Source organism: Bacillus cereus group sp. Bce041 (assembly GCF_052646455.1).
The window spans coordinates 786,007-798,876 of sequence record NZ_JBQXON010000002.1; the positions used below are offsets into that span (position 1 = coordinate 786,007).

Here is a 12,870-nt window from a genome sequence, read left to right on the forward strand (position 1 = left end):
GGCGCAACTCGAATTATATCAGCGTTTTTCTGAATTTATCGGCGCAACTCGAATTATATCAGCGTTTCTTCGAATTTATCAGCGCAACTCAAATTATATCAGCGTTTTTCTGAATTTATCGGCGCAACTCGAATTATATCAGCGTTTCTTCGAATATATCGACTTATCGACAAATCATGACACAAAAAGGAAACACCATTACACACCGGTGTTTCCTTTTTCTTTGTACCAATTATATATACGAAGTGAATCTTTTTTTCTCATATGCTTTACTTCATAACCCCGCCCCGCTACCGCTACAAGAGTTGTACATAATTCATCCTTTCTTTGAAAATACGATTGATTATAACCTACTGCTTGAACATGTCTTCTTCGCATTATTCCTGTATATTTCGAAAAATTACGATATACAACCGTTAGTTGATTTTCTCTTAATTCATAACCGCCACTTTTATATCTAGCATACGCAAGTAACGAAAACACGATAAATAACGGTAAAATAAAAAATAACGCAATATATTGTTTTAAATATATACTCACGCTAGCAATTAGAACTGTGAGTATGATACTTATTAACCAGCCCATAATGAAATAACGACGCAACGCTGTTTTTGGTAAGTGAGCGATCTCCGCTTCAATTTCATAAGGTAACTCTAAATATGTGAGCAGGTGCTGTACATCTTTTTTCTTCATAAAAGGATGCAGCATCACTTCATTACTTGCTGCTCCAATACTGTGAATTGCTTCCACTTCAACAGCGCAATAACCAAATGGCTGGCGAAGCATACATTCTTTTACAGTAATCGCTTGAATTCGGTGCAATTTTAAGACAAACTCTTTCTTTTCAAATAACCCTTGAACGATACGAATTTCTTCCCCTTTTCGCTCAATTTTAAAGTTTGCATATTTCAACACATATCCAGCCGTGGAAATAATCCATGAAATTGCCATTAAAATTAATGCTATTACAATTAGTTTATAAACACCGTTTCCCATCACATACGCTTCTACTTTACTTGTGAATCCTTCAGGAAGAACAAAATCAAACTTTGTGTAAAGAAGTACCAGTCCAGAAAACACTAGTCCGAACCGACCAGATGTAATCGCTGCTGCTAAAACCTCTTTCGCTGTTAACTGATAAACCGTCTTGCTTTCTTCCTCTTCTATTTCTTCTTTTACAGTAGTTTCTTTCTTATGTAATAAAGAGATTAAATGTTTTGCCTCGTCTTCTTTAATACCAGCCAACATCACTTCTGGTTCACTACCACCACCCGCTACTTCTATATTTAACTTCATAAGCCCAAGCATCTGATAAATGACATTAGAAGACGTACTAACATTTTGCACACGTTCTTTATTTAAATAACTTTCCTTCTTTACAAAAACACCGTGCTTTATATGTAAAATATTATTCTCAATCCAGTACACTTTAAAATACCATTTAATTGCTGAAAAAATAGCCATGATGAATAAAACAACTAGAAGGAAAAGATAAAATAAATACCAAGGTTCCACTTGTTCATCAGGTTTAAATAAAACAAGAATAATAAGTGGCAACAAACTCGCAACTCTAATACCTAACAATATCGTAATCGGATGTTGCCTCTTATACATCCTTATCACTCACTTTCGCAAGTTCTCCAATTTGTCTTTTTAGCTGTTCTGCTTCTTCTTTCGTTAAACCTGGAATACTATGAGAAGTTGCGGCTGTTGAAATGTGTAATTCTGCTAAATTATACTTTCTCATGATCGGCCCTTGCTCAATCGTTACGTGCTGCACACGGATCATCGGAATAAGTACGCGTTTTACAACGAACATTCCCTTTTGAATCTCAATCTCTTCTTCATTTAATCTGTAACTATAATAGCGCTGACGTAAATTTGGAAACACAAAATAATCAAGTGGAATAAATGTAATAGCTCCTGTTACTAATAGTCCAAACAACCAGCCCCACCAGTTAAAGTTAATCATAAAAAAGAAATACGCAATTACGACTGTTAGTATAACTGCCGTCCCAATTAAAGCGTGAATTCGCCACACTTTCAGCATATTAGAATGAATCTCCCTTTCTAACGGCTGCATCTCATCACTCCAATTCTATGAATTTATTACTTATATATTATCAAAAAATAAGATTTCATATACATTTTTGTAAATTTATAGTCAAATAAAAATATATGAATCAAAAGCATATTAAAGAAAAACATACCTCAGTTTTGAAAATTATATATTATAAATATGAATTATATTGAACTAAAATAAACCTTACATGATTCATGTAAGGTTTATCGTTTTATACACAATATATTTCATTATTGTTGAGATATACTAGCATCGCTTTCAATTCGCTTTTCTTTTTGGCTCAGTTTTTTATCTTTAGATTTTTTTAATGTTAAAGTCATACCAATAAAAATAAAAAGAATTCCTGTTATTTGCATTAAAGTTGGACGGAATCCAGTAAGTACAGTATCTAATAATATTGCCACTGCCGGATCCAAAAAAACTAATATTGAGATTGTTTTTGTAGATAAATAGCGTAAACTATCAAAAAACAGATAATATACTATCCCTGTGTGAATAAAACCAGTAGCTATAATATATGTCCAATTACTTTGAGTGAGGCCACTAAAAGCATCTAAATCTATAAATGGTATTAAAAGAAATATCCCCAAGAATGTTTGTAAAAATGTCATTGCATAAGCACTCATTTTGTTAATCCCTTTACCAAATAAAGTTGTAAATGCATAAAAGAGAGCTGCAAGAAATCCCCATATCATACCTGAAGACATTAATGAACCGACAGAGAAACTTCCATCGATACCAGCAATTAATAAAGCTCCTGCAAAACACACAACTATTGAAATGATAGATATTAATGTTAATTTTTCTTTAAAGACGATACTTCCAATTAACAGTACAATTACTGGTGCAAGATGATAAACCGAGATAGCAATTGTAACTGACATATTTTCAAAGGCTTTAAATAAGAAAACCCAATTAAATACTAAGAAAAAGCCACATATTAAAACTTGAATAACTTCTTTTCGTTCCCATTTATCTTGTTTATATTGCCCTGTAAGCAACCAGCATACACTTAAAAATATTGTCGCAAAAATACACCTTACAAACACTAATTCAAACGAAGGTAAGTTTGTTTGAACTGAAAAAAATCCAACTGATCCAAAGATAACCATTGATGCTATCATCTTTAAAGCCGGTACCGTTTTCTCTTGCTTAAAACTTTTTTGAAGCAAATTAATCCCCCTCCAATAAAAACTCGGTTTATAGTGAGAAAAACACCAGCCTAAAAAAGGACAGGTGCTTTTCCTCAAAAACACTCAATTATAAATTTTTCCCAACAGTCCAACCACCATCAATTACAAAATTAGAACCAGTAATAAAGCGGGCCTGATCAGAAATCAAGTACTCAATACATGAAACAATATCCTGCGGCACCCCCCAAGTATCTAAAGATTGATTACTTTTTATCATAGACATCAAGGCTGTATTACTAAAGTATTCTTCTGTAAGTTCAGTTCTAATAACACCGGGAGAAATGCTATTCACCCTTATATTTTGCTTCCCAAATTCCATAGCCATCTGTTTAGTCAATCCGATTAAAGCATGCTTTGATGCAACATAAGCAGCTCGCTCTGGTTCAGCCATTAATCCAGAAACCGATGCTATATTCACAATACAACCTTTTATTTTCGATTCACACCATCGCTTAGCTACTTCCCTAGAAAGGATAAATGGGGCTACTAAATTTACATCAATTACTTTTTTAAACATATCATCGGATAAATGTAAAACAGGTGTTATCTCTCGAATACCAGCTGCATTTATTAATATATCAGGAGAAAGCTTTTCTAAATCTAATTGAGTAAAAAGATTATGAATCGCTTCGCTATTACTTAAATCAATTTGCACTACTTTCAAAGGCATATCTGTTTTCATATAATCTATTAAATTATTATTATTAATATCAAGCGCTATTACATGAAATGATTTTTCTAAAAAGTATTTTATACAAGCATGACCTATACCGCTATTGGCTCCAGAAATCATAATTATTTTATTCTCTCTCATTTTGTCTCCTTATAAGAAAATGTTACTAATAAAATATCACGAAAAGCCTCCGTACTACATTCTGTTCCAAGTGGCGTTACGGCATGGAAGACCTTTTGTCCAAATACTAAAGTTTCTAAAGGCTCCTTCAAACTTATAAACTGATTAATTTCCCGAGGAGAATTAGCTATTAAATTATCTCCACCAATAGCTGTATTACTTAAATTCATAAGGTGTAAAAACACTACTGGTTCATCATCTTTATGTAACCAAATAGGTGAACTAAAAGATGGTCTTTCTTTAGTAGCTTTATATCTTACTTGATGTAAACCTATAATTAAGTCTTTACTTGTATCTATTATATTTGTTTTAAATGCAAATTCAGTATCGAAGCGCACGATATTTTGAATTAAAGGATTACATAAAAAGCTATCATTTATGCTATTGAACTGTCTAACTTTCCCGCCATCGTCATAGTTATATTCTTTAGATTGGAAGTAATCATTACTATTATCTAAAATATAATCTGGTGAATCAACATACTTTATATACCTTGAATAAGATCTAGCACGGCATTCACCGTATGCATCATCTTCCAAATTATAATAATCTAACTGTGCTTGTGTTAATAGACGATGATTCTCTTCCTCTTGTAAAAAGATTTCATTTGAGATTTCAAGGAATCCTTTAGATTCAAATTCATGTACCTTTTCTTCTATGCTAAAGCCACTCATTTTACTAAGAACAAACGTCATTATAAAAACCTCCACACTATTGTATTTTTCTATCTCACCCTATGTTAGAAATGCAATAAGTAACCGAGATTCTTGCTTAATAAAATTAAAAATTATGATATTCAATTAATACACCAAATGAAATATACGTAATTCATTAAAATTATTTATTAAGCAATATTATATATCCTTTCGGGTATTTTTTCTAATTATCTGAAGATTTATCAAAATTAGTCTTAATATTCAAAAATAAAGAAATAGATTTTTCAGAAAGATAAAACTGCGCGTATTGCAATTATTTATGTATATAACTTTTTTAAAAATTATATTTTAAATATAGCTAGTTTTTTATAAATTTTTTGATATAATTACATACGGGAAAAGGGAAGAACTTTGTCTTCCCTTGTGTTTTTATTTGCATCTAGTACTTTTGCTAGATGCTTTTTTTATGCTAAAAAAGGTATCCTCAAATACTTTGAGGATACCTTTTCACCTTTATTATCTCTGCTGTTTTCTACCTAATATGAGTAATCCAAAACTCATCATTACAAGAAGTGCTCCCATATATGGTTCCACAGGCATTTTCTGCCCTGTCTTCGGTAATTCTTTTTCAGGTTTCTCTGGATTCGGTGTCCCAGGCTTTTCTGGATCTGGTGTCCCAGGTTTTTCTGGATTTGGTGTTCCAGGCTTTTCTGGATTCGGTGTTCCAGGTTTCTCCGGATTCGGTGTTCCAGGCTTTTCTGGATTCGGTGTTCCAGGTTTCTCCGGATTCGGTGTTCCAGGCTTTTCTGGATCTGGTGTTCCAGGTTTTTCTGGATCTGGTGTTTCTGGGCCTGGTGGCGCTAAATGATTCAATTTGTTTAATACTTCTAATTGAACTGCATTTATCATTCCATTTGTAATTTCAAATGGAATTGGATTAGTTAATTTTTCATATCCTTTTGGTGCTTCTACTTCTACTAGTGTGTAGTTACCTACAGATAAATCTGTGATTTTTACCTTTCCATCTTTATCTGTTGTTACTTTCACTACTACTTTTCCCTTTTCATCATGAACCTCAAACACAGCTCCTGATAAGACTTCCTTGCTTTCAGCGGCCATTTTTGTAATCTCCACTGAACCTTTGTCTAACTGTTCATTCTCTACTTGCAATGATAAGACTTTCGTCATACCTTTTGTAATTTCGAATGAAACTGGCTTTTCTAGTGGTTTGTAGCCTGCTGGTGTTTCTACTTCTACTAACTCATACTTTCCAATAGATAAATCTGAAATGTCTGCTTTTCCTTCTTTATCCGTTGTTACTTTCGCAACTACTTTGCCTTTTGAGTCACGTACTTCAAATACAACATTTTCTAATGGTGCTTTACTGTCTTTATCTATTTTTGTGATTTCTACATTCCCCGTATCTACCATTTCATTTTCTACAGTGAACGCTAAAGATTTTGTCATACCTTTTGTAATTTCAAATAGTACAGGCTTTTCTAATTTTTTGTAGCCTGGTAAACTCTCTACTTCTACTAACTTGTACTTTCCTACTGATAAATCTGCAACTGTTGCTTTTCCAGCTTTATCTGTCGTTACTTTCGTTACTACCTTGCCTTTGTCGTCTTGAACTTCAAAGACTACACCTGCTAACGGTGCCTTATTATCTTTATCTATTTTTGTAATTTCTACATTTCCCGTATCTACCATTTCATTTTCTATGTTTAATGATAGAACTTCTGTCATACCCTTTTTAATTTCGAATGATACTGGCTCTGTTAGTTTTTTGTAGCCTGGTAAGCTCTCTTTCTCTACTAATTTGTACTTTCCTACAGATAAGTCTGAGATTTTTGCTTTACCATTTTTATCTGTTTTTACTTCCGTTACTACTTTTCCTTGTTCGTCTTGCACTTCGAAGACTACGTCTTCTAATACTTTTTGACTATCTTTATCTACTTTTGTAATTTCTACTGAACCTTTATCTACTAGTTCATTCTCTACTTTTAGTGATAAGACTTCTGTCATACCTTTTTTGATTTCGAATGATACTGGTTTCGCTAGTTTTTTATATCCTGGTAAGCTCTCTACCTCTACTAGCTTATATTTTCCTACTGATAAATCAGCAATCTTTGCTTTTCCTTCTTTATCTGTCGTTACTTTTGTTACTACTTTGCCTTTTTCATCTTGTACTTCGAAGACTACGCCTTCTAATACTTTTTGACTATCTTTATCTACTTTTGTGATTTCTACATTTCCCTTGTCTAACTGTTCATTCTCTACTTTTAATGATAAGACTTCTGTCATACCTTTTTTGATTTCGAATGATACTGGCTCTGTTAATTGTTTGTAACCTGGTAAGCTTTCTTTCTCTACTAATTTGTACTTTCCTACAGATAAGTCTGAGATTTTTGCTTTTCCTTCTTTATCTGTCGTTACTTCTGTTACTACTTTTCCTTGTTCGTCTTGTACTTCGAAGACTACACCTGCTAATGCTTTTTGATTATCTTTATCTACTTTTGTGATTTCTACATTTCCCTTGTCTAACATTTCGTTTTCTACTGTTAAAGCAAGAGATTTTGTCATGCCTTTTTCAATTTGGAAAGTAATCGGATCTACTAATTGTTTATATCCTTTTGGTGCTTTTACTTCTACTAACTTGTATGTGCCGACTGATAAATTAGTAACTTGTACTTGTCCTTTTTTATCTGTCGTTATTTTAGCGACTACTTGCCCTGCTTCATCTTGAATTTCAAAGACTGCATCAGCTAAAGCATCTTTATTTTCTTTATCTACTTTTGTAATTTCTACATTTCCTGTATCCACTAATTCATTTTCTACTGTTAGCTTTAGCGCTGTTACTCTACCCTTTTCAATTTCAAATGAAATTGGCTTTTCTAGTGGTTTGTATCCTGCCGGTGTTTCTACTTCTACCAACTCATACTTCCCGATAGATAAATCTGAAACGTTTGCTTTTCCTTCTTTATCCGTTGTTACTTTCGCAACTACTTTTCCTTTTAAATCACGTACTTCAAATACAACATTTTCTAATGGTGCTTTACTATCTTTATCTATTTTTGTTATCTCGACATTCCCTGTATCCACCATTTCATTTTCTACTTTTAATGATAGGACTTCGGTCATGCCTTTTTTGATTTCAAATGATATTGGTTTTTCTAATTTTTTATAACCAGGTAAACTTTCTACCTCTACTAATTCATACTTTCCTACAAGTAAATCTGAAACATTTGCTTTTCCATCTTTATCTGTCGTTACTTTTGTAACTTCATTACCCTTTTCATCTTGGACGATGAATGTTACTCCCGCTAACGGTGCTTTATTATCTTTATCTATCTTTGTTATCTCTATATTTCCCGTATCTACCATTTCATTTTCTATTTTTAATGATAGAACTTCGGTCATGCCTTTTTTGATTTCAAATGATACTGGATCTGTTAGTTTCTTATAGCCTGGTAAACTTTCTTTCTCTACTAATTTGTACTTTCCTACTGATAGATCTGAGATTTTTGCTTTACCATCTTTATCTGTTTTTACTTCCTTTACTACTGTTCCAGCTTCATCTTGCACTTCAAAAACTACGCCTTTTAATGCTTTTTTGCTGTCTTTATCTATTTTTGTAATTTCTACTGAACCTTTATCTAACTGTTCATTTTCTACTTTCACCGATAGGACTGTTGTCATACCTTTTTTTATTTCGAATGATACTGAATCTGTTAGCTTTTTGTAGCCTGGTAAACTTTTCCTCTCTACTAATTTGTACTTCCCTACTGATAAATCAGAGATTTTTGCTTTACCATCTTTATCTGTTTTTACTTCTGTTACTACTTTTCCTTGCTCATCTTGTACTTCGAAGACTACGCCTTCTAATACTTTTTGACTATCTTTATCTATTTTTGTAATTTCTACTGAGCCTTTGTCTAACTGCTCGTTTTCTACTTTTATTGCTAAAGCTTTTGTCATACCTTTTTTGATTTCAAATGGTACTGGTTCTGTTAGCTTTTTATAACCTGGTAAGCTTTTCGTCTCTACTAATTTGTACTTTCCTACTGATAGATCTGAAACATTTGCTTTTCCATCTTTATCTGTTACTACTTTTCTTACTACTTCATCTTTCTCATCTTGGACTTCAAATTCGACACCCGCTAATACTGCTCCGTTTTCTTTGTCCACTTTTGTAATTTCTATATTACCTTTGTCTACCATTGCATTTTCCACTTGCATTGGGAATATGCCGTCCCCTGTTACACTTACTTCGAACTCTGTTTCTTTTAATTGGTAGCCTTCAGGCGCTTTCGTTTCTTTTAAAATATATTTTCCTAGTGCTAACGGTTTAGAGATTGCCTTACCATCTTTATCTGTAACAATATGTTCGACTACTACACCGTCTTTTACTATATCAAACTCTGCATTTGCTAATGGTTTTTCACCATTTTCCGAATCAATTTTCTTTATTTCAATTTGACCCTTTTGCACAGTATTTTTAATTTCAATTGTTTTTGTTTCTCCAGCTTGAAGTGTAACCTCTACTGGGCTTGTTAATTTTTGATATCCTTCTGGTGCTACTGTTTCATAAACTTTATACGTCCCAGGAGCTAAAGTTTGAGGTACTGAAAAACCTTTTTCGTCCGTTGTCAGTTTTGCAACAACTTCATTTGCACTATTTCGAACTTCAAATTCGGCACCTTTTAACCCTTTGTGATTCTCAGAATCTATTTTATGAAGCGATACTGTACCATCTTTTGGAGCTTCAGGCGGTGTAATAGTTACTTCTTTTGATGTTAATGTTTTATCATCAAAATGTAATTCCGCTTTATTAGGAATCTTCTTATCTACGTAAGAAGATAAGTCTGCATTATTTTTAATTTTCGCCTTGATACTAAGATTAATTATCTGGTCTTCATATGACTTATAATCAAAATTCTCACCAAACGTAAATGTTACTTCACTTCTTTGTTTATCTATATTTAACGTCCCTTTAGAAGTAATATCTTGGCCATTTTTATCATACACTTTTGCCTCTAATACTTCTAAAACATCTTCTAAATCATCACTAATTACCATAGATGTGTATTTAGGAGGATCGTTCGGTATATGTGTACCAACTTGGTATTGAATAACTTGATCCATTTGTGTTAGCTGCTCATTCTCTACAAGCTTGCCATTCTCATCAACTATATTTTTTTCAATGCTAGGTGGATTATTGTCACCTGAACCGGATCCTCCTCCACCACTCACAAATACTTGTCCTACTTTTTCTTCAGTTTTAATATTTTTACCTTCTAATTTCACAGTATTTTTATGAGGTTTTGCAGCAGGATTTGTAACCTTTGTTTTATATCTTACAATATAGCCTTTTGAACTGTCTGGAAATTCAATTGTAAATCCAGTCTTTGTTGCATTTATTTTAATGTTAGATAAATTTGCTGGCTTAATATTTGTTGGTGCATAACCATCTTCAAATACAGCCTCTTCTAATACTACGCTGTCTGTAATTAACTCATGCCCAGGTCCTAATGTATCTGTTAATTTAAGATCTTGCATTTCTGTTCCAGTTGCATTTACATATACAAGCCAATCAGCAATAGACGGATCTTCTTGATTATAAGAACCCCATTTCAATAGATTTTCCGTATTGGGTTGTGGCTTCGGTCTCTCTGTCGTATTACTTACATTTACTTCTTTATTTACGATTTGACCATCAACGTTAAATTCTAATGGAATTTCTTTAACACCATCATATGCTTCTAGACCAAAGTAGAATTCTACGAATAAAGAACCTTTAATGTTGTTCTTTCCTTCTACGTAATCACCCATAGTACACGTTAATAGACCCTTTTTCATCTCACATGTACCAACTGTTTTTCCTTCAGCATCTTTTAAAGGAAAACTCATATTCATAAGGTCTTTTCGAAACTCTTTTGGCATATCAATTGTGAATTGATCTCCACTTTTTATTTTTTCTTTAGCTGACCACTTCACTTCTACTTTCATACCATCTGAGGCTTGATATGGTTCAGATGTCGTGCCATCAGTACGGGAAATATTAATTTCGTCCACTGGACTTTTCATCACAGCAGCTTGAATAACTGGAGCCCACACATTCAGCACTGAAAATAATACTAGAAAAACTAATGAAACCATTGAAATATGTCTTTTAGTACTTTTCATTTGCATAGTTCCCTCCTAAATTTTTATATTTATATAACAAAAAAAGATCGTCCGGTTGCATCAAAAATGTGCAACCAGACGATCTTAGTAACCAATATGTATTACCGTAGACTCTAAGCTTTGCGGCCTATCCTTTCGAATAGTGTGCTAAAAATATCTTTTATTCTTTTTTTGTTTCATTTTCCTCTTAAACCAAATATTACTATACCGTCTGGACGGTTATAATTCAATACTCTATAAAATTGTTCTATTTTTCTAATAAAAAAAATAATTCACCACTACATTAAAGAAGCAATGGTGAATTATTTTCTCATTATATAGTTCGTATATTCTATTTATACGAATTACTAATAAGAGCTTGAATCACTTTTTCTCTTAACTCGGGGCTTAGTCTTCCAACCCCTAAATATTCCGAATACCATAATCCATCTGCTGCTAATCTAATAATTGTTGCACAAACTGAATCTATCTCATCATTTTCTATATTTTTTTGCAGTTGCTGAAATGATTGTTGTAATGGCTCAAGTAATTCAGGTTTTAACATGAGTGCTGCCATCATACTGCTAGACAACTCTTCTGTTCTTCTCTCATTACTTAATCTTTCCTCTACAAAAGAGCGAACCCATCTCCCTTTCCTCTCTGAGTCTTCCGCTACTTTATTGTAAATGGCCCCTTCATAATCCTCTACCCCTCGGACTATCATACCTTCTATTAAAGCTTCTTTATTTGAAAAGTGATACAATAATCCACCTTTGCTTAAACCCGCCTCTTTTGCCACTGCTTCTAAAGTTAATTTAGCAACCCCTTTACATTGTACAATTTGAGAAGCGGCCGCCAAAATCTTTTGCCGCGTTATGCTTATACTCATTCCTTTTTAAAACCCCATTTCTACTAAATTTATATAAATACGAATCTTATTTTTAATATTGTTGATTACTACTAAGTATTTTCTTTATACAACAAAAGCTTCATTACCTTTGAATTTTTAGTTACTTATTCTATTAAAAATTTCCATATCATTCAATATGATAACATTAAATACACAAAGATGACTATACATCTATACTTTTGTATTTATTGAAAATATATCCATTAATAAAATTTACCGATTTAGTCCTTCTTATTACTTTAAGACAGCAGTAATTCTTTCAGTACTAAATAAAAAATGTTATTACTCCCATTAAATTGAGTAATAACATTCTACTTAACAAATTCGCTGCCAACTAGCATCCTTCACATCTTCACTAGTCGGTTTTCTAACTGATCCAATAAAGTGAAACTTTATATCCGCAACATGGACAGGTGTATTTCATTTTGTCACTCCATTATTAACTTGTTTTCCCATATATTCCGACTCACAAAGAATGTAACAGCACAAATCATAGTTATCCCCATGAAAAATGTATTAGAATCTTCATATGTAGTTGGAATGCCTACCGTTACGAAAACAATACTAAAAGCTAAAAATAGATATAATAATAAAGATATAATATAGCTTGGTTTAAATCGTAAAATGATACCTCTAAACAATAGCTCACCAAGTAGACAGCCACCTAAAATAATAGGTACTCCGAAATACAATGTAAGGACTCCCATTTGCGCAGTAGATTGAATTATCTTTCCAATTATGTTCGGCGAAACCAGCTCACTATCGTTTCCCATCCTATCATATAAATCAAGTGCTGTTGCTGAAATAAAGAAACTTAATATAGAAAATGAATACGGTATTAAAAATTTGCTCACTCTCATTCACCTCGCTTTTTTCTTTACATATATTATTCATTATTTCCTATCATTTTTACATAAAAAAATAACCCTCTATGATAAAACATAGAGGGTAGCATTTCTATATAAAAATCTATACCTTATCCTGAAGTGAATCCCGAAAATAGGACAAAT

The 12,870-nt window shown here is 32.7% G+C and carries 8 protein-coding genes and 1 riboswitch; all 8 genes read right to left on the bottom strand.

What is annotated here, in order from left to right; all coding sequences use genetic code 11:
- Positions 1-198: 198 nt before the first annotated feature.
- Positions 199-1,614, bottom strand: a complete 1,416-nt coding sequence (locus ACUN13_RS10040) for a PH domain-containing protein (protein WP_000278148.1) — start codon at positions 1,612-1,614, stop codon at positions 199-201.
- Positions 1,607-2,083 carry a PH domain-containing protein gene (locus tag ACUN13_RS10045; RefSeq protein WP_001182725.1) on the bottom strand — a complete coding sequence of 159 codons (477 nt, stop codon included), beginning with the start codon at positions 2,081-2,083 and terminating at the stop codon, positions 1,607-1,609. Before ACUN13_RS10045 ends, ACUN13_RS10040 begins: the two co-directional genes overlap by 8 nt.
- Positions 2,084-2,313: 230 nt before the next feature.
- Positions 2,314-3,255 carry a DMT family transporter gene (locus ACUN13_RS10050; protein WP_000939630.1) on the bottom strand — a complete coding sequence of 314 codons (942 nt, stop codon included), beginning with the start codon at positions 3,253-3,255 and terminating at the stop codon, positions 2,314-2,316.
- An 88-nt stretch (positions 3,256-3,343) separates the two neighbouring features.
- On the bottom strand, positions 3,344-4,090 hold the full coding sequence (locus ACUN13_RS10055; protein ID WP_257115911.1) for an SDR family NAD(P)-dependent oxidoreductase: 747 nt from the start codon (positions 4,088-4,090) through the stop codon (positions 3,344-3,346).
- Positions 4,087-4,824: a 2OG-Fe dioxygenase family protein gene (locus ACUN13_RS10060; RefSeq protein ID WP_000144819.1), complete on the bottom strand. Its 738-nt coding sequence runs from the start codon at positions 4,822-4,824 to the stop codon at positions 4,087-4,089. The genes ACUN13_RS10055 and ACUN13_RS10060 overlap by 4 nt, the downstream gene beginning before the upstream one ends.
- Positions 4,825-5,301: 477 nt before the next feature.
- Positions 5,302-10,977, bottom strand: a complete 5,676-nt coding sequence (locus tag ACUN13_RS10065; protein ID WP_342761685.1) for a SpaA isopeptide-forming pilin-related protein — start codon at positions 10,975-10,977, stop codon at positions 5,302-5,304.
- A 60-nt stretch (positions 10,978-11,037) separates the two neighbouring features.
- A riboswitch (cyclic di-GMP riboswitch) is annotated at positions 11,038-11,130 on the bottom strand.
- Positions 11,131-11,302: 172 nt separating this feature from the next.
- Positions 11,303-11,839: a TetR/AcrR family transcriptional regulator gene (locus tag ACUN13_RS10070; protein WP_000028010.1), complete on the bottom strand. Its 537-nt coding sequence runs from the start codon at positions 11,837-11,839 to the stop codon at positions 11,303-11,305.
- A 449-nt stretch (positions 11,840-12,288) separates the two neighbouring features.
- A complete protein-coding gene (locus ACUN13_RS10075; protein WP_257115909.1) occupies positions 12,289-12,714 on the bottom strand; it encodes a hypothetical protein in 426 nt (141 codons plus the stop codon).
- Between the last annotated feature and the right edge of the window lie 156 nt (positions 12,715-12,870).

Coding starts and splice junctions, on each gene's coding strand:
- ACUN13_RS10040 (WP_000278148.1), bottom strand. CDS start 1,614: ATGTATAAGAGGCAACATCCGATTACGATATTGTTAGGTATTAGAGTT.
- ACUN13_RS10045 (WP_001182725.1), bottom strand. CDS start 2,083: ATGCAGCCGTTAGAAAGGGAGATTCATTCTAATATGCTGAAAGTGTGG.
- ACUN13_RS10055 (WP_257115911.1), bottom strand. CDS start 4,090: ATGAGAGAGAATAAAATAATTATGATTTCTGGAGCCAATAGCGGTATA.
- ACUN13_RS10060 (WP_000144819.1), bottom strand. CDS start 4,824: ATGACGTTTGTTCTTAGTAAAATGAGTGGCTTTAGCATAGAAGAAAAG.
- ACUN13_RS10065 (WP_342761685.1), bottom strand. CDS start 10,977: ATGCAAATGAAAAGTACTAAAAGACATATTTCAATGGTTTCATTAGTT.
- ACUN13_RS10070 (WP_000028010.1), bottom strand. CDS start 11,839: ATGAGTATAAGCATAACGCGGCAAAAGATTTTGGCGGCCGCTTCTCAA.